The 17662-nt window shown below is 43.2% G+C and carries 20 protein-coding genes and 3 pseudogenes; 6 read left to right on the plus strand and 17 right to left on the minus strand.

Going from position 1 to position 17662, the window contains the following annotated elements; genetic code table 11:
* Positions 1-18: 18 nt before the first annotated feature.
* The 10 genes and pseudogenes from dagF to AACV12_RS01020 all read right to left on the minus strand — a co-directional run bounded on the left by dagF (position 19) and on the right by AACV12_RS01020 (position 9348).
* On the minus strand, positions 19-765 hold the full coding sequence (gene dagF, locus AACV12_RS00975) for a 2-dehydro-3-deoxy-phosphogluconate aldolase (RefSeq protein WP_170901277.1): 747 nt from the start codon (positions 763-765) through the stop codon (positions 19-21).
* On the minus strand, positions 756-1880 hold the full coding sequence (locus tag AACV12_RS00980; protein ID WP_170901279.1) for a DgaE family pyridoxal phosphate-dependent ammonia lyase: 1125 nt from the start codon (positions 1878-1880) through the stop codon (positions 756-758). Before AACV12_RS00980 ends, dagF begins: the two co-directional genes overlap by 10 nt.
* Positions 1864-3027: an amidohydrolase/deacetylase family metallohydrolase gene (locus AACV12_RS00985; RefSeq protein WP_212754926.1), complete on the minus strand. Its 1164-nt coding sequence runs from the start codon at positions 3025-3027 to the stop codon at positions 1864-1866. The genes AACV12_RS00980 and AACV12_RS00985 overlap by 17 nt, the downstream gene beginning before the upstream one ends.
* Before the next feature lie 45 nt (positions 3028-3072).
* Positions 3073-3720 carry a DUF4310 family protein gene (locus AACV12_RS00990; RefSeq protein ID WP_017045613.1) on the minus strand — a complete coding sequence of 216 codons (648 nt, stop codon included), beginning with the start codon at positions 3718-3720 and terminating at the stop codon, positions 3073-3075.
* Between the two features lie 10 nt (positions 3721-3730).
* Positions 3731-4507, minus strand: a complete 777-nt coding sequence (locus AACV12_RS00995) for a DUF4311 domain-containing protein (RefSeq protein ID WP_017042959.1) — start codon at positions 4505-4507, stop codon at positions 3731-3733.
* 24 nt (positions 4508-4531) lie between these two features.
* Complete coding sequence (locus tag AACV12_RS01000; protein ID WP_017047947.1) at positions 4532-4825, minus strand: DUF4312 family protein; 294 nt, start codon at positions 4823-4825, stop codon at positions 4532-4534.
* Positions 4822-5190, minus strand: a complete 369-nt coding sequence (locus tag AACV12_RS01005; protein ID WP_010320375.1) for an SFCGS family glycine-rich protein — start codon at positions 5188-5190, stop codon at positions 4822-4824. The genes AACV12_RS01000 and AACV12_RS01005 overlap by 4 nt, the downstream gene beginning before the upstream one ends.
* The gene (locus AACV12_RS01010; RefSeq protein ID WP_228209387.1) at positions 5181-5543 is read right to left on the minus strand and encodes a transcriptional regulator; all 363 of its coding nucleotides are present in this window, start codon (positions 5541-5543) and stop codon (positions 5181-5183) included. Before AACV12_RS01010 ends, AACV12_RS01005 begins: the two co-directional genes overlap by 10 nt.
* Positions 5544-5837: 294 nt before the next feature.
* A pseudogene (locus AACV12_RS01015) lies at positions 5838-8764 on the minus strand (DEAD/DEAH box helicase family protein).
* The gene (locus AACV12_RS01020; protein WP_170901281.1) at positions 8761-9348 is read right to left on the minus strand and encodes a class I SAM-dependent methyltransferase; all 588 of its coding nucleotides are present in this window, start codon (positions 9346-9348) and stop codon (positions 8761-8763) included. The pseudogene AACV12_RS01015 and the gene AACV12_RS01020 overlap by 4 nt, the downstream one beginning before the upstream one ends.
* A gap of 250 nt (positions 9349-9598) precedes the next feature.
* On the opposite strand from AACV12_RS01020, the gene AACV12_RS01025 reads away from it, so the two are divergent.
* The 3 genes from AACV12_RS01025 (at position 9599) to AACV12_RS01035 (ending at position 11092) form a co-directional block, all read left to right on the plus strand.
* Positions 9599-9994 (plus strand): ACT domain-containing protein, encoded by a 396-nt coding sequence (locus AACV12_RS01025; protein WP_170899430.1) that lies wholly within the window; start codon positions 9599-9601, stop codon positions 9992-9994.
* 99 nt (positions 9995-10093) lie between these two features.
* Positions 10094-10246, plus strand: coding sequence for a hypothetical protein (locus AACV12_RS01030; protein ID WP_013857464.1), 153 nt, complete (start codon positions 10094-10096; stop codon positions 10244-10246).
* 288 nt (positions 10247-10534) lie between these two features.
* Entirely contained in the window at positions 10535-11092 is a 558-nt protein-coding gene (locus AACV12_RS01035) for a hypothetical protein (protein ID WP_017045604.1), read from the plus strand.
* Positions 11093-11108: 16 nt separating this feature from the next.
* On the opposite strand, the pseudogene AACV12_RS01040 reads toward AACV12_RS01035, so the two are convergent.
* Positions 11109-11231 (minus strand): annotated as a pseudogene (locus AACV12_RS01040) (integrase); the annotation flags it as partial.
* A gap of 170 nt (positions 11232-11401) precedes the next feature.
* A pseudogene (locus tag AACV12_RS01045) lies at positions 11402-11757 on the minus strand (type II toxin-antitoxin system HipA family toxin); the annotation flags it as partial.
* 650 nt (positions 11758-12407) lie between these two features.
* Here AACV12_RS01045 and AACV12_RS01050 point away from each other — a divergent pair.
* Positions 12408-12608: a helix-turn-helix transcriptional regulator gene (locus tag AACV12_RS01050; RefSeq protein ID WP_170901283.1), complete on the plus strand. Its 201-nt coding sequence runs from the start codon at positions 12408-12410 to the stop codon at positions 12606-12608.
* Positions 12609-12706: 98 nt separating this feature from the next.
* Here AACV12_RS01050 and AACV12_RS01055 read toward each other — a convergent pair whose 3' ends face one another.
* Positions 12707-13711, minus strand: coding sequence for a CopG family transcriptional regulator (locus tag AACV12_RS01055; RefSeq protein WP_170901285.1), 1005 nt, complete (start codon positions 13709-13711; stop codon positions 12707-12709).
* 381 nt (positions 13712-14092) lie between these two features.
* Here AACV12_RS01055 and AACV12_RS01060 point away from each other — a divergent pair, with 381 nt between their 5' ends.
* On the plus strand, positions 14093-14734 hold the full coding sequence (locus tag AACV12_RS01060) for an inovirus Gp2 family protein (RefSeq protein ID WP_170901287.1): 642 nt from the start codon (positions 14093-14095) through the stop codon (positions 14732-14734).
* 33 nt (positions 14735-14767) lie between these two features.
* Here the strand turns inward: AACV12_RS01060 and AACV12_RS01065 are convergent, their stop codons facing one another.
* The 4 genes from AACV12_RS01065 to radC all read right to left on the minus strand — a co-directional run bounded on the left by AACV12_RS01065 (position 14768) and on the right by radC (position 17259).
* Positions 14768-15754: a GTPase family protein gene (locus AACV12_RS01065; protein ID WP_170901289.1), complete on the minus strand. Its 987-nt coding sequence runs from the start codon at positions 15752-15754 to the stop codon at positions 14768-14770.
* 106 nt (positions 15755-15860) lie between these two features.
* Entirely contained in the window at positions 15861-16307 is a 447-nt protein-coding gene (locus AACV12_RS01070; RefSeq protein ID WP_170901291.1) for a DUF2787 domain-containing protein, read from the minus strand.
* 50 nt (positions 16308-16357) lie between these two features.
* On the minus strand, positions 16358-16786 hold the full coding sequence (locus tag AACV12_RS01075) for a DUF2787 domain-containing protein (protein ID WP_170901293.1): 429 nt from the start codon (positions 16784-16786) through the stop codon (positions 16358-16360).
* Positions 16783-17259 carry a RadC family protein gene (radC, locus tag AACV12_RS01080; protein ID WP_170901295.1) on the minus strand — a complete coding sequence of 159 codons (477 nt, stop codon included), beginning with the start codon at positions 17257-17259 and terminating at the stop codon, positions 16783-16785. Before radC ends, AACV12_RS01075 begins: the two co-directional genes overlap by 4 nt.
* Before the next feature lie 143 nt (positions 17260-17402).
* Between radC and AACV12_RS01085 the strand changes: the two genes are divergently transcribed.
* On the plus strand, positions 17403-17579 hold the full coding sequence (locus AACV12_RS01085; RefSeq protein WP_019830038.1) for an AlpA family transcriptional regulator: 177 nt from the start codon (positions 17403-17405) through the stop codon (positions 17577-17579).
* Positions 17580-17662 lie beyond the last annotated feature (83 nt).

Raw genomic sequence — 17662 nt, forward strand, 5'->3', positions numbered from 1 at the left:
CATGCTCCGGCGTCGGTGTTATAAATGTGCCAGTTGTTTTTGAGTCATGGCCAGCAGGGTTTTCACATCCTCGGGGCGAGTCTGTCCGGTTTTCTCATCGATGATTGAGCTATAGATGTGTGGAATGACTTTTTCGACACCCGCATCGAGAGCGATGCGTAAGATCTCTTCAAAGTTGTCCAAATCAATACCACCAGTAGGCTCTAACCAAAAGTGGTGACGAGCACAGGCGTTGGCAACTTCTTGGTACTCAGCTTTGCATTTTAGCCCCTGCATTGGGAAGAATTTGACCGAGCTGCAGCCCATATCTTGCAACATGGCAATCGCCGTATCAATGGGAACAACCGCTTCTTCCATACCTGAACTTTTCGGGCCAGTTGAGATTTTAACCAAGCCAACAGTGCCTGATGGTGAAATCAAACCATTCACGATGGTGTGATTTTGACCTAGAGCTTGACGCGTAGCCCCGACACCAGTAAAGACTTGATTGACATGCTGAGGTTGTAGTATTCCGGCTAAAGCCGTCACCATATCCGATTGTTTCGGATCCCCTGCGCCAAGGCCAATCGATAAAGCATTCTCGATTTTTTCAGCGCACGCTTTCATATCAGTCGCAGCACTTGCGGTATCTGGGTAATCTTTCGAGAGCATACCGACCAACACATGGCCTTCTGCGGCTTGGTAGACTTCAATCGCATTATGATGAGAGCCCGCCAGCACATTGATACATACACGGTCAGCGTAAAAATTAGGGCTTAAAGACATTCTAATGACTCCTGATTCAGTTGGTTCATGGCGCTAAGAATAAGTTCAAGTTGATGAGATGAAACACTGCGGACATCAAATTCCACCGAACCTTCATTGGATTTGTAAGCGCGGCAGTAAATCGCTGGGTTACCATTTTGGAGGCGTGTGACGGCTTCATTAGCGCTGATACCAAATTGTTTGGCATCAAAACTCACTTCTGTACGTGCGATATCTCGGCCTGCACTGTCCCAAACCACGCGCGCGCTTATCCCTTCAATACGGTTTAACCCCTCGATAAATGGCGTCATTTTATCCACCATTTGTTGGCCAGTTTCTTGTTGGCGGCTTAAGTACAACTCAATGGCATGCGTTAGGCCTAAAATGCCTTCTTTACCGACTTTCATGGCACGGCCAATCCCTGCAGATTGCTGCTTAACCCATTCCACATATTGATGTTTCCCAATCACTAAACCGCTGGTTGGGCCTTCAATCGCTTTCGCACCACTGTAGATAACTAGATCAGCCCCTTGCTGATAATAGAGTTGTAGATCCTCTTCTGCTGCTGCATCAACAATCAGCGGAAGCTGGTGGTCTTGAGCCACTTTGGCCGCTTGTGGCACGGTTAACATGCTTTTTTGCACACAATGGTGCGATTTAATGTAGAGAATGGCGGCGGTATTGGGGGTGATTGCCGCGGCTAATTGTTCTGCGCTGCATTCATTAGCCCAACCGGCCTCAATCAGGTTACCGCCGCCAAGATTTACCATGCTGCCAACCGGGGCACCATAATTGACGTTATGCCCTTTGGGGATCACAATATCCGTTGCGATCGAGTGCGTTTTTGCATGCAGATGCTCAAGCAGATAAGGGTTACCACGCACAATGACTGCCGCGACACTCTGTGCAATTCCCGCTGAAGCGCATGAGACGACGACTGCATTTTCAACTTGCAGCAAACGAGCAATATATTGGCCAGTTTTGTTCACCAAATCGCTCATTTCAAAGTAGTTGTTCATCCCAAAACAGACAGTCTGTTCCACTTCGGGTTGCGGAGTAGAAACACCAAGAGCTGTCATACGGCCCGATGCGTTGATCACTTGTTTCAAGTGATATTTTTCAAGAATGGAAGACATAATGCTGTTGTCCTTGTTCAGTCAATACAAGCTTGCCGTCAATAATGGCAGCAAGAGGCGTAAATCTCTGTTGTCCAGTTCGATGCTGGTGATGAGTATCGGTGTAGTTAACCGACGCTTTATTGATGGTGTAGAGCGTTAAATCGGCATCATAGCCTGCAATTAAGTGCCCCTTTTTCGCTAGGCGAAGTGCTTGCGCTGCTTGACTCGTCACGCGCTCAATGATCTGCTCATGGGATAATCCGAGTGTAAAAAACATCGACATCAGGTGTGCAAGACCGTAAACAGGGCCATTGAGCCGGTTCTTACAGTAAATGTCAGAACTGATCGTATCGGGCAAAATCCCTTGTGCGATGGCCTGCTCAGCCACCTCAAAACTGAAACTGGCACTGCCGTGGCCGATATCAAGTTTCAGGCCTCGAGCTCTGGCCTGCTGAACGCTGCTTTTTATTTCCCCATGACAATCAAGAATGCGGTTAGGCTTGCCATTAAAGCAGTGAGTGAGAATATCGCCTTTGCCCAGCAGAGCGACAATCTCATCCAAATCTGGCGGCGCATTACCGACGTGCACCATCAATGGAGCGCAGCCGCATTGCTGTTGTAATGCTTTGGCTGCATGAAGTGGCATTAAGCCATTGTGGCCGACAACACTACCGCTCATGCGTGCTTTTAAGCCGACAATAAATTCGGGATGACGAAGCAGTGCTTGCTTTGCGCTATCCAGATCAATGTCGTTAGCATCGGCCAGTTCATTTTGGCGCAACAAGCCAATTTTCGAGATGTTAAGTAGTGCGTGCACATGGGTTGTGCATTGCGCTGCAAGCTGCGCAAAATCATCCACATCGTTTGCGCCTGTGCTGCCCGCATCAATGACAGTCGTCACGCCACCGGACACCCCAACGTTATCGGGGTGGTCGTTATAAATAGGCGAGTTCGGATAGCAGTGAGTGTGGCCGTCAATCCAACCGGCACTGACAAAAACGTCATGATCTAAATCGACGGTCTGTTTTGCCAATGAACCAGCAAGATCGCCCACCGCCGCTATTTTGTTGCCCTGAAGGGCGATATCGATACTACACCCACCCGCTTGTTGGGCATTTTTGATCAGGATGTCATACATAATTTGCATCTCACGCTCTTCGCTCATCGGCGCGAAGAGCGATTCTCAGTAGAATTTAAACCCCAGCTTGTTTTACAGTGCGATAGGAAAAAGAGCTCCTAACGCCATCGCTCCGAGAATGGCACCACCCGTAATCGGTTTACCCCACACATAGAAAATCAATGCGCCACCTAGAGAGCCGATCCCAATTGGGATAGAAGCGGCCATCGCAGATAAAATGATCAATGGTCCAAGAAAACGGCCGGAGCTATTGCCTGCTCCCATCATCACATCAGCCCCGTAGGTTGAATCGCTTTGGTTGATGGTAAATTTACGTGCCAGCACAATTAAGCCACCAATCGCCAAACCAGCGAGCATGCCTGTGATTAACGAAGCGGTGAAATTTTCAAGAGGATAAACAATGCCAGCACCCAGTAGTAAAGCTGGAATTCCTAAACCCACACCGGTTTGCACTGCGCCACCGATATCCAAAATGCCCACGAGCGAACCTTCAATGATGCGAGCAAACAAAAAGCTTGCACCAAAAGCGGCCACCGCACCGTACGCGCCTGTATCCATCCCTGCTCGCAGCATGGAAACAAACGCCACTTCGTTAAAAGCACCGACACCGTATAAGTAGTACATGTGCGTTCCGGCAAAAACCCCGGCTGAAAGCAAGCCCACAAAGATCGGGAAAGACCAGTCGGCATACCAAAAGTTGTGTTTCATTTTTTCGTCCATGGTCAACTCCTTATTTGCCACTGATCATGAGATGGATATTTTCAAGCCACAAAGGAACTTGCATATGGAAAGCTTCGATAAATTTCATGTCGAACCCGCGGAAGAAAGCACTTAACGCAAACAGCGCAATAATCGCCGTCATCATGATCTGAGTTACTCTGTTCCAACCACTCTCTTCAACACCTTTACCAATCAAAATACCCAGCACCAAACCAGGAACGGCGTTGCCCATAATCATCTGAGCTAAACCACCAAAGATAGTGGCCCAAAAGCCCGATTTCTTACCCGCTTCAATTGCCGCTAGCCAGAAAATAACCGGCATGACGGTATTCACCAGTAAGTTTGCCGCTGGTACTAATACCTTTACTGCCGTGACTTGCAGCGCCGCAGGAACGGCCGCCGCCGTTGAGTTAAGAAACGCAACCACAATCGCACCGATGATGGCGCAAGCAATGCCCATTCGTTTTGGATCATGCAAGGTAGTGGCAAGGTCGCGGTTTTTTATCATCAGCGCCGCCGCACCCCAGTTCGGGATGATGCGGTGGTCAACATCTTGAGTGAATGCCCCTGCCGCAACCGTTGAGGCCCAAGCATTAAAGAAGAATCCAAGCCCAAAAGAGAAGTGAGAGGCAGGGTCGCCTTCACACGAGTTCAACTCTCCCAGAGTACGAAATGCACCCATACCTTGGATAGTTGGAGCATGGAACATCCTTGCCGCGCCTACTCCAACGCCGATACCGACTAAGCCACCAATGATGATGGACTTAAAGAGAATGATAAGAAACATGTCAGGGATCCTTATAGTGACCTGTTAACGTTTGAAATCGACCTGTTCCACATCGATGTGGGTCAGGCTGACCGTAACCTCTAGCTTGACGCTGTATTGGCGTCGATCTCTTGCAAGAAAGAAGAAAAGGAATTTCTCTCGCGTTACTTTCTCTTCTGCTTGCAAAACGTTGACGTCTAACGGCTCAATCCGGAGGAGAACTTTTGCGTTATTCTTAAGCAACGTGGGTTGTACTTGGCTTAAAGCCGCGGCAAAAGCCTGCTGCTTTGTTTCGCCCTTGCCACTCACGGTTACCTTAGTGGTTAACTGTTCTTTCATGCTTTGACGCCATGCTTAGCCACAAACGCCTTCACCAGTTTTTCGCCCAGCTCTTCTTTATCCATAAAGCCGAAACCCAAAACCACACAGCCTTCATTGATCGCGGTTATTCCTTCCTCAACAGAGCGCATTCCATAACGGCATTGATAGCCATATTTTGTTTGCGCTGTGATAGCACCTGCGCCGCCGCTGCCGCAAAAAGAAATCCCTAAATCGGCTTGCTGCTGATGCATGACATCACCTAACTTCATGTCTGCGGCCATGCCGGGAATAACGGTCACTTCAGCGCCTGCCGCTTGAGCACCAGATCCTACTTTCTGACCTTTGCCCATGCGATCACCAATAACGACTTTGATTACTGACATGTTGTTTCTCCTGCTGTTGGGTTTAATTCATTTTCTTTAGCTACTTCAAAATGGACCGAAAGCAGATGCGCTTCTTCATAAGCGAGGTTCTCCATCCAACGACACACTTGCTCGGCCAAGGTGAAACAAATGGGAGAGATTTCATCAAACATCTCCATATCGAGTTCAGGCAACGATTCACCGCTAAATGAGCGCCAAACCATCGCTTTGATGTGTGTTTCGAGCATTTTTTTCTGTAGCGAATCGGGGTAGATAGCGTGTGAATTAAGCAAGGCAATGGCTCGTTCGGTGAGCGACAAGCCAAGCTCTATAATCTGTGCATCATCCATGCTAATGGGTTGAGAGTTTTGCACCGTGGGATTCTCCAAATGTTTAGCTTGGAGAAGAAAATAGCGTAAAAGGGAGCAAGGGTGGATAAGCCCTATTTCCACTTCCAAATGGAAATAAACCGTGGCCAGTAACATTCGCGCGGTTTTATGTGATGTGTGAATAAGATTTATGGGAATAAATGCGCTGAAAAGGTGATTTGAATCGCTATTTCAAGCGCAAATTTATCGTCTCTTTATTTGCTGCCTGTCACAAAACAACTGGTGGTTATTTTGGTTTTATGTTTATTTTCCCAATCGAGCGTCAGAAAGCACGCAATATTAACGGAGGGTGGCTTTGAGCCGAGCAAAAGTACGCATGCTGTCGGTTGCGAGCATGGGAGCGTAGTCAGCGTTTTGTGCCTCAAGCTGATAATGGTTTAGTCCTATTTTGCGTACTACGCGTAGCAAGTAGTGGTTATCACCCGTTTCATCTTGAGTTTCAATCGCCATGACCAGATTAGAAATTGAACCTGCGCTCTTTGGTGTGACCCATTCAAGTAGTAGTAAATCACCATCTTGAATCGGGTTTTTACCCCCATTCATTGAGTTACCTGAAGCGGGGGCAATGAAATGTCTTGTTGGATCAAGCTTACCGTAACCAGCGGCGACTAAATATTGATCTTGAGTATCATGAGTACCTTGCTTGAAATGACCGCAAGCAATTTTTAGATCGGGGTAGAGAGGCAAATAGGTACCTTTTTCGCCTGCTTGGTTTGGCAACGGAAGGATCTTGGCCGAAGTTTGGATTGGCTTCGAGTTTGAGTGTGCTTCTTGCTTACTGACTCGCTGTATGTATTCGGCAAAGCGCAAATCGACAAGTTCTTGAATAAAATCATGAAGCTGTGGCAAATCGGCATTGTCTACAGCAAAAGTGGGTACAAAGCGATGATTATCCACCTTAAACCATGCATGGCCAGAAGAGTCTGGGCTTGTAAACGCTTTGACTGGGTTTCGATTCCAGTAATTTAGCCATTCGGATCCTGTGGCGCTAAATTGCTTGGCTTGTTCGGTGAGATCTCGTCGCATCAAATCAGGTCTACGTGATAACACTTTATGACTTTGAATCGCTAGCTCATTCAATGTTGGGGCTTTCTCAAACCATCAAGCTCTAATAGTGCTTCAAGTAAAACGGCTTTAAAGCATTTGCTCATCGCTGTGATTTCGACTGCTTTGAGCAAAAACTCGTCATATTTCGTCAGTCGTTGAGTCAGTGCTAAGTCACTTTCTTGGTCTGCCACGAACCTAAACCAACTTTTCATCGAGCGGCGTACTTTACTGAGATCATAGCCATGGTGGAAAAATTCGGCGGCACTTGGTCGGTGTGCGAGTTGATGTTTGAGATCTTGGTAATCTTCAGCCGCAGTTGAACGTATCTGTTTTGCTAAGGTTTGCCAAAATTGCAGCAGTTGTGGATCAAAGTTGACATAGCAACCGGCCGCTAACGAAGTGGTTTGGTTGGTCGCTTTGACTATTTCTTTCAGTGAACCCACATTGAGTAGGGTTGCGGGCCGATTTAAAAATGAAGAGTGATTACCGATAAAATCTAACACCATTAATTGCTGTTTACCTGTACTCGGAGATTGGCGCAAACCGCGGCCTAATTGCTGTAAAAAGAGTATTTTTGATTCGGTGGGGCGAATCATCAAAATGGTATCAATCGCTGGTAGATCGGTTCCTTCATTGAACAGGTCGACAGAAAAAAGAATGTCGATACTTCCTTCATTCAACTGTTTTAAGGCGTCGTTTCGACGTATTTGAGAGTCACTATAGACGGCGATAGCGCGAACGCCTTGTTTGGAAAAGTATTTCGCCATGTAATCAGCATGACGTTTAGAAATACAGAAAGCTAATGTACGCTGTTGTTTTCTGTCAAACCAATGTTGATAAATATGTTCGGCACGCTGCTTGGTTGCAAATGCACTGTCCAAAGCTGTAGGGTCAAATTTGCCATTGCGCCAAGGGATTTCTTGATAATCGACGAATTGATCGTAAATACCGTAGTAATGAAATGGCACTAAAATTTTCTCATCAATGCCATGCACCAAGTTACGCTCAAACACTAAATTGTTGTCGCAAAGCGATAATATATCGGCTTGATCAGAGCGCTCGGGTGTTGCGGTTAAGCCTAAAAGAAACGCTGGTTGAAAATAAGCGAGTAAATCTCGGTAACTACGCGCACTCGCGTGATGAAATTCATCGACAACAATATAGTCAAAATCATCGGCTTTGAAGCGCGCTAACTGCGCTTTTTTACCTAAGGTGGCGACTGAAGCAAAAAGATAATCAGCTTCCTCTGTTTTTTCAGCTCCGTTGTATAAGCCAGTTTTAGCGTTAGGTATTAATTTACTAAATGTGCTTTCAGCTTGAGTCAGAATTTCTTCTCGATGGGCAACAAACAAGACGCGTTTTGCTTGCATCTGTTGAGCATCAAAAGCGGCTAACCATGTTTTTCCCATTCCAGTCGCTAAGACAACCAAGCCACGTACATAGCCTTGCTCACGGCTCTGGTTTAGCGCTGATAAAGCCAACACTTGCATTGAGTTTGGGGTAGGTATCTCCGGTGCTTCATCGGCTCCATCCAACAGTGTTAATGAACGTTGCATTGACAGTTTTTTGTAGCGCAGTAAGTAGTCGTCTATCCAGTGATGGGAGAGAGTCATACTCTGTTCATGAGAAAAAATAGCTGAAAACTGCTCACGAATATATTCAAATTCTTGCGCTGCGGGTGAAGTGGCTGGTTGCTCAAAATCGTGGCGTAAAGCCCACTCATAGCTTTGTAGTAATGCTGTTTTACTGATGTTATTTGAACCGACCCAAGCACCCCCTTCACTGATGATCCCTTGTTCTGTTTTAACAAAAATGTAGGATTTCATATGAAAGCTATGTTGACTTTCACAAGTAAAAATACGGCATTGCGCTCCACGTTCCGCCAATATCATAAGGCGTCGTAATGCTACTGGGTGGGTTATTGCTAGATAGTCCGAAGTCAGTAATTTGAGTGAGGCTCCACTTTTTAGAGCGTCAAGAATAGGGTCAAATAGTAAATCCAATCCGGAAGGTTGAACGAAAGAAACCGAGATCTCTATTTCACTAGCGTGGTTAATGGCTTGGATTAACTTAGGAAGTAGCGGGTCTTGTTTCCCTCCCGCACTTAGTTTTGGACCGCTATATAAAGTGGCTAGACCCTTGTTTCTATGAGCGCTCATCGCTCTTCACTTTTTATCAAAATGGCATTTAACCATTGTTCATTTTGGCGATCCGCTCTTAAATCATTGGTTATCCAGATTTTTGCCACATTCAATGGGGCATGAGCGATCCATTGTGCTAAACGTTGTTCATCACCGTTGGTAAATCGACGGCCATCACGTTCCACTTCCCCTGTTCCATATTTAAAAGAACAATATAGAGGGGCAAATGGTTTTAGCTGAGAAGCTAAATGAGTAAAGGTATCTGGAAGATCCAACTCACCAACATGCAGTAACGATGCGCAAGCCCAAATACCATCAAAAGATTGATCACTTTGAAAATCAGCAAAGGTTGAAACGATGACCGGAATTTGAAGCAGTTGAGATGCTAAGCTTGCTAATTCTTCACTGGCGTCAAATGCCACCACTTTATAACCCTGCTCAATGAAACTTTTTGCATCTCTGCCAGAACCACAACCAGCATCAAGGATGATGCCCCCTTTTGGAATATGGGGCGTAAAGTGTTCCATCAGCGAATGGGTATCTACTTCTTTGGTTGATGCAAAAAACAGTTGGGCATTTTGGTTGTAGAACTCGATAGACATAATCGCTCCTCAAAGTGAACGCTATTCTAACTATCTAATACCAAAGGCTCAATTGATTGCAATACAAGTGTGATCAACTGAGTTGTTTTAAGTTTTTCGTGCGCAGACAGCTAGCCTAAAGTCGCCATAGAACTCAAGTGATGTTCTATTCAATAAGAATGACTAATTAACCATTAATATTATTAATTTCACTTATTCCACAGAGGGCTTTACTCTGCACTTCGGCTTCAATTTGAATGAGAAAGAAAATATGACAGCGATTACTGATTTAGAAGTTTTACTGCAATCCATGTCACCCGAGTTGGTGGGCGGAAGTTATGTGTTTTGTACTGTGCAAGGGGCATTAGCCGATTATTTGCATTTAGAACCCGTGGCGACATTTCAAGAGCGTGAAGGGCTGACCTTGGTCGTTGAGCAGCAAAAGGCCATTGCGGCGCAGCTCGATTTTGAATCGGTATTCAGCTTAATTACGCTGACGGTTCATTCAAGTTTAGAGGCGGTGGGTTTAACGGCCGCTTTTGCAACTAAGCTAGCTTCGTATGGCATCAGCGCTAATGTGATGGCGGGCTATTATCATGACCATATTTTTGTGCAACAAGAGAAGGCAGAAAAGGCGATGGCAGCACTCAAAGAGTTCGCACAATAACGATTTCCTTGCTACCTGCAACTCCAAGTTGTTTGGTTATAAATATTCAAAATAGCATAGTTTGATGCAACCAATCGGTTAAGTGTAGAGGATAAGTGTATGAGTAATATGGTAATGAAAGTGAAGACGGCATCTGGTCGGCAAGTGACCTATCACCGGAATTTAACGGCGCTGCGCCAGTCGTTTGACCAAGCTGGGATTCGTTACCAGTTGATTGAGACGAAAGTGGTTGCGGTTCGTTCTCCTCGCTGAATGAGTTAGCGTACGTCAGTTAATTTTCATTCAGGGATGATTGAATGTGTCAAAAGGGGAGTGGTGATGCGTTTGTTGAGTTTGCAGTTTTGTTTCCAAAATTGAGAAACATATTTTCGAGAATAAGCGTGTATTGATAAGAGTCTTTTCTAGGATTTATACCGAATGCCGTGATATTATCCTGCGCCCAACGGCTAGGTGGTGGGTTTATAAACCACTACTGGCCTTATTAGTAGCAGATAGTTTCATTGTTGTGGATGATGATTCTATGTAAAAAGAGACCATATTTTGCTTGATATATTACGCGAAGTATTAGGATGGACATCTGTCGCATTCTATATATCACTCACTATTTTTAATTCGATGAAGTTTACTCGCTATGCTGCATTTGCTTCGGCTGCGAATGACATTGCTTGGTCAATTTTGATGGGCTGGTGGCCTAAAGTCATCCTTAACCTGTCGGTTGGTGCCATTAACGCATATCGATATGTGAAAGATTTTACTAACACCAGCAAAATGGTGATCAATTCTGCTGCGGCTTTGATGGCGAGCGGTATTCTTTATATTGCTTATGTGGCCGTAAGCAGCTTTATCAATAACCCCACACTTGCCGAAGCCTTGCAGTTTGGCGATCTCGCGTTAATTTTGTTGGCACTGTATATGACTGACCTGAAAAGGTTCCGTTTGCTCATGTTCTTATCGGGGTTTGTTGGTATGGCTGCCTATTTCGGTAACCCACAAATGATGATTATCAAAGCGTTGGTTATTGGCATTATGGCTTACAAGCTTTTCCGCGCCGATAAACTCACTACAGCCGCTACCCATCAGCAACAAACGAATGCATAACTGCGGGTGTGTAAACTGACCTCCGCATTTGTACAAGAGAAACATCAGGGTGGCGTCCTAAGTTGAGATTGGCGCGCTTTCTATTTATTGAGCGATAGTCATTGAGTTGCCATTGTTTAGAGCCACCTGGCAAAATCATCAATTTCCTACTTCAAAAGGAACTGAACCCGCGTCCATGTATTCCTAAATCATTTAAAAATGCTAGCTTGTTATAGCAACTTAATCTAAATCAAGAGCGCTGATACTGAAGCGATTTTAACGCATCGGGAGAAGAGGGGAGCCGTCCGACTTTTAAGCCAAATGGTTTGAGTTGCCAATAGGCGACATCGTGCCAAACTTGAGCAAAACATAGTCTTGTTCATCTGAACTAAGGTCTTCAATATCTAGGTATTTAATCCAGTACCGTCTACTAGCGCCGCTAGGCATAATATCGTCTAGAAACTTTAACCATCCAGGTTTACCCATGTCATTAAAAAAGAATGAGACAGGGTGGTTGAGTGAAACAGCGTGAAAGTCATCTTTATATCGTGATGTTCTAGCGCATAGTCGCTGAGGTAGTTGAGTTCAGTTACTCGGAAATTATGTTGGCTACTTTTAGGGAACGAGATAATACCAATATCTATCCATTCACCTTTGATAAAAGCTTGTACGGTTAGTTCTTCCATCGACAACACCCTACTTATCAATGAGTAAAGTTTTACTCTTAAAGTCATTTTCTTTTAAGTTGTGAGTAAATTGTTACTCGTAATCTGTAAGTCAAAAGTTTTGATGAGCAGAGTGGATGATTTCAGCGATGAAAGCTGCGATAGGAAGTAGGGCGTTAATAGTTTGTACAGTGATGCAAGTTGTTCGTAATAAATAACAGTTACCTTGAATGAACAAAGTGGTTGAGGTGAGCTGTGGCAGTGTTACGAGGAATGTTACGAAGTGACAGAGATTAAGTGAATCTCGATGAGACTCCCTGAACCACTTAAAGCTAGATATTACAAGGGTTTAGAAAAGAAAACGGGACGTCCTGAGACGTCCCGTTACTAGTGATTGGTGGGCTGGCGTAAGTTGATTTTAATGCTTAAGTTATTGTTTCTATTTTAATTGTGTTGATTTGATTTTTAATGGTGTACCTTTTAGTGTACCCATAAATTGTTGCTACTTACCCAATGGCACTTCTATCTAATTTATCTTTTAAGTTTTTATCCATCCTTATGGGCCCTGATAAAGCAGTAGCGTAAATGACTTAAAGCCAATTTGCACCTAATCAAAAACTATTCAGACATATGTCATCTTCTTGCAACTAACCAACCTGGGAGGTGTGAATATGCCAGAGAACAACATTCGTTTGATCCGCTTTCGAGAAGTGCTAACTATGACTGGTTTGTCTCGCTCTAGTTTGTACCGCTTTATTGAAGAAAACCAGTTCCCGACCCAAGTTCAATTGGGTGGTCGTGCTGTAGCTTGGGTAGAAGGCGAGGTGCAGGAGTGGATTGCTCAACGGATCTCTAATCATCGAGTGAACTAATAAAATCTATTTTTATAATCCTTAAGCCTGCTTTCATTAATGAAGGCAGGCTTAACAATGGGGGAATTATAATCCCTTGGATTAATATTTAGATTTATTTATTTGTTCAATAGCGACTCAATGAGTTGGCTTTTTGTTAATTTTGAATCAGCGCATAACTTATTAATCTTTTTCTCTATTTCTTTATCTACTCGTAAATTTATTGATTTCTTATTTTTTACACTAAGCCTATACTTTTGTTGAGACCAAGATCTTTTCATTTTTTCTAAGAAGTAATCTTTGCTTCCAATTTCTGGTATGAAATAATTCTCTTGCCATAAGTCGAGAAGACTTAAGCATGAGTAATACTTATAATCAATATCTTCGTTATTTTTTATAAACCAAAGCTCTATGTTTGATTTTTTTAAGTATTCTATGATCCAGTTAATTTGAACTGTGTTTTTTTTATCTATCCAAGAGTAGTTGTCGTCTTTAATTGCCATGCTCCATAAGTATTTTAATCGGTCCATTTCTCTGATGGCGGAATCTTTGTTTATCGATAAAAAATATAGAAGTAAATGCTCATATATTAAATTGAAATCATGTATTATATTAGGGTTAAAATGGTCTAGTATAGACTTAGTGTTTTTATGAATGTATTTTTCTATTATCATTTCAATGAAGTTTATTTCATGATCTTCTGGAGGGAACATTAAACGTTCATATTTATTGTCTAATGTTAAAAGTATGCAAAACAAATATAAACACTGCCTTTTATTGTCTTTTTTTACCCATTCTATATCAGAGAATGATATTGTTTCTTTTTGTCTTTCAATTTTTAAAATATTATTGATTGCATCTTTTGTAAGTCTTATGTCACGACTGGTAGGGGAAAGTTGAGTATTCCTTGTTCCAAATGATATATCAATCATATATGTTTCTATTGAGGATATTTTTAATGATATTGCGCAATTGTCATCGTCAATGCTAAATATTTTTTTGTTATATGAATATTCGCTTGTGTCTTTAAAGTTTAACGATAGATGATATGCAACTAACTCAAATGTATCTTTTGAAATTATGTCATATATATCATTGCGTATATAAGTAGGTAGCGTTTTCATTTTTATTTCCTTTTCATTCATGTCAATTTTTTGTATTTTTTTGAGTTGTTTATTGTCGATTTGTTGACTGTTTTAAGTTGATTAAATGTAGGTTTATTGTCGATATTTATGGTGGTTCAAGTCTATCCTCTTAAGGCATTTATGCGATGAGATGGTCATTTTCTGCTGTAGTAAGACCCTCTGTGTTGATTTTTGACGTTGCGGTAATGTTTTTCCAGAGTGGCAGAGCGTGATATTCTCTCTAGACTAGCATTGGTACAGAAGGCGGGTAGCTAAAGTAATTAGTTCGATTATGTTGGTATAGTAATATAGGTCTAGTAAGAACCTTAAAAATAACAAGGTAGTTATCTTCTATGAACAAGTTAATCATAGAGGTGACTAATGAAACGTTTAATTCAAAATTCAAACCTGACTCTTTTCTATGGCGAGAGATTTTTCTCTAATCCTGTCATTAAAGAACATGGTCCATTATGCAAGGAATATTTGATTGCTATTAAGGATGTTTTAGATTTTTCTTTGGCTGAATATAATCGAGTTTACGTGCAGAGAATTGATCTTAGATATCCTGGTTATTATGAAAATTATAATTGTGGCGATATTTCTAGGTTTTTTTCTTCGTTAAAGGAAAAAATAAAATATGACTTAAAAACAAAGAATAAAATTGGTAAATGTAATTTAAGATACGTTTGGGTAAGGGAGCAACTAAGTTCAGAAAATCCTCATTATCATGTGGCATTATTTCTTAATAAAGATGTTTACTTTTGTTTGGGGGATGTTACTAAGGATAGTGGTAATTTGTCTTCAATGATAAAAGAGGCGTGGGCAAGTGCTTTAGGTATTAATTACTTTGAGGTGAGAAGTAGTGTGCATTTCCCAAGTAACTCTACTTATTACATTCATAAGGGGAAAGATTCTCATCAAGAGGAATACCGACAGTGTTTTTATCGCTTAAGCTACTTGGCTAAAGTTAATACGAAAGTCTATTCGAATGGATTAAAAAACATCTCGACTAGTCGAAAATAAAAAAAGAGGCGAGCCTCTTTTTAATGGTTACATTTAAAACCCAAATGTATATCGTAAACCACCGAAAAATAGACCAGCGACAGAGCCTACGACTTTACCTAAGATCTCGCCTGGTTTTCCGAAAATAGATCCGATATCGGAGCCAATAGATGCGCCTTGTAAAGTTGTTTCTACAATGGCTTCCCAAAGGCTTAAGGTGGTTTTTTTATTGTAGTCGCTGGCATCGTTATCTTTCCAATTATCTGCATCATTGGAAATGGTACGATTTGCCAGCATTACTCGTTTATTGTTTGGTAGTATTTCGACAATGGTATAAAGCAATTTTGATAGGTTGTAAGGCCTCTGGCGATTGACTCCATCACTGTAGCCCGCCACAAAGTAAAGAGTCTTCACATTTATCTGTGTGGCTTTATGTATACGTCTTGCTATCGAGTTTTGTTGTTTCTCCAGAAATGCCTTAGCCTTGTCCGTTGGTAGATTGTCGCTGTAGTTCCATGACTCAGGTCCTTTTAATGCAACGTCGGCTTGATTCACCGCAACGATGAGCCGTTTTTCGGCTTCATCGCCTAATTGCGGGATAACAATGTCATTGATGAGTCTCAATGGTGTTCCCAGATCGCGAGAGCCGCCATCAAGTATCACGAGAACTAAATCAATGACCAACTGACCATGGTCATCTCGCTTGTTGAGAAGCTGTTTAATGGCCTGTACGTGTTTTTTATCCTCATCGATCCCATCTCCAAGCCCTGGAGTGTCCCATAGCACGAGATTATTTAAGTGGTAACACTGAACAGATTCCGTGTGCGGATCACTATCGATGCCGACTTGAGCAACCGCCATGTCAAATAGAGCGTTGATGGTTGAGCTTTTTCCTGCGCCTGTCGCACCCGTGATCAGAATATTCAGTGATCCTTTGCGAAGGAAAGATAAGTTGCTCAGTAACTTATCTTTCGTGGTTGAATCTAACGAGTTGTGAAGAATGTTATTTTCTAGAGTCGAGAATAAATCATTGGTTTTCATTGTTGTGGATCCTCTTTCAATGTTGAGATGATGAACTGGGAAAGCGCGAAGCCCCAGAACACGGTGATTATCTTTATGAACCTGTCGGTTTTCTTGATGGGGGTAACTAAGGAGCCGAGGTTAATGAAATATCATCAAAGGCTTCCGTTGCGACATAGGCGAGAAAGTTACTCTCCCATAACTGGTAGAGCTCTCGAGCATCACGGTTACCTACGATAGGATTCCATCCGTGATAGGCGGTGAAGAAATCCCCACGCTGGAAATCAAAATCTAAGCAGCGTTCTAGCTCAGGAAAGTGGTTGCCGACATAAGCAAAATCCGTGATGTATTCAATGCTCCATTGGCAATCACTAGACTGACTCAGTGCAATTTCTACCGGATGAAAACCGCCATCTTCGGCACTGTAAGAACTGTCTCGAAAGTTCATGACAACCTCTTTGCTGGTGGCCTGAACTTCACTTTTTGCTTGATGTTCAGAAAGTATGTTAGCGAGTAGGGCATGAAACGGTTTGGAAATGGGAAGATGGGTGGGTTTGAACAAAATGTTAGACATGGTTATGCCTCCAACAAAAATAAGATTCGATTAAGAAGAATCGCCTTGGGTTAGCGAATCATGGTGAGTTGAATATCTTGCAAGGCTTGTTTGGCAAGGTGGCGCTCAAATGCGGAGCACCAGCTATAAAACAGGTCTAGCACGGCTGGTTGAGCTAAATCAGCAGAACCGGCATCAGGCTGGTAACACCAACGGTTAGCAAGGTGAAAGTAGAGCTCGACATCCAACGAGTCATGCCTGTCATTCTGATAAGAAAAACTGGCGATAAACGCGATGGACCACAGGGACTCGTTGTTTTCTCGCTTGAACTGTATTTCGACCGGATGTAGGCCCTGGCGAGAGCGGTAATAGTTTGGATCTCGACAGTTGAGGACTATTCGCTCTGCCTCTTGTGGGATGTCAAAGCGGCGAAGTATCGCGCTCAACGCATGACAAAAGCTGTCAGCTAACTGGATCGTTTGATAGCTTTCCACAATCATAGCCAGCCCCTTTCTGCAAATGACACGCTGCTTTTGCCAACGACCACATGGTCTAGCACACGAATATCTACCAGTGATAAGGTGTCTTTTAAGCGCTGAGTAATACGCCTATCGGCTTGTGAAGGCTCCGGATCGCCAGAGGGATGGTTATGGGCAAAGATCACCGCTGCTGCGTTAACGTTTAGTGCCTCCTTTAGTACCTCTCTTGGGTAGACACTGGCGGCGTCGACCGTACCGCGAAATAGCTCCTTAAATTCAATTAGCCGATGCTGGTTATCCAAAAACAGTACGGCAAACATTTCGTGCTCATATCCAGCAAGTTTACAGCGCAAGTATTCCGTGGTGTTTTCCGTACGTGCAAAGGTTTCACCGCGCACATAACGCTGTTCAAGGATCTCTGCTGCTTCTTCCAGTACTCGATGCTCATAAGCTCGTTGCGAGAGTAGATAGCGGTGGCGAGGTAAATGAGTCATAGCCTGCTCCTTAACAATAGTGGGAAGGTTCACAGTGATGACATATATCTAAATTGGCTTTGAATATAGGTAAGGATCTGATTTAACTATTTTTTACAGAGTCAGTTCATCCCATGGGACAACAAGATATAGGAGAACATCCCATGAGATTTCTGAAACTAAAAGAAGTAATGGAAAAGACCGCACTAAGCCGTTCAGCAATTTACCGCAAAATGAATGATGGCGAGTTTCCACAGTCGGTGAGCTTGGGAGAAAGGGCTATTGCCTGGGTGGAAAGCGAAGTGGATGAGTGGATGGACTCTTGTCTTAAACAACGATGATGGCGTGATTATACTGCGTCATTTACTATAGCTGAGAGTGTAAGGTGCCTGATTTGTAAATGTGAGTTCTGGTTTGAAACGGT

The organism is Vibrio sp. 2-2(8), from assembly GCF_963888495.1.
Classification (GTDB): Bacteria; Pseudomonadota; Gammaproteobacteria; order Enterobacterales; family Vibrionaceae; genus Vibrio; species Vibrio anguillarum.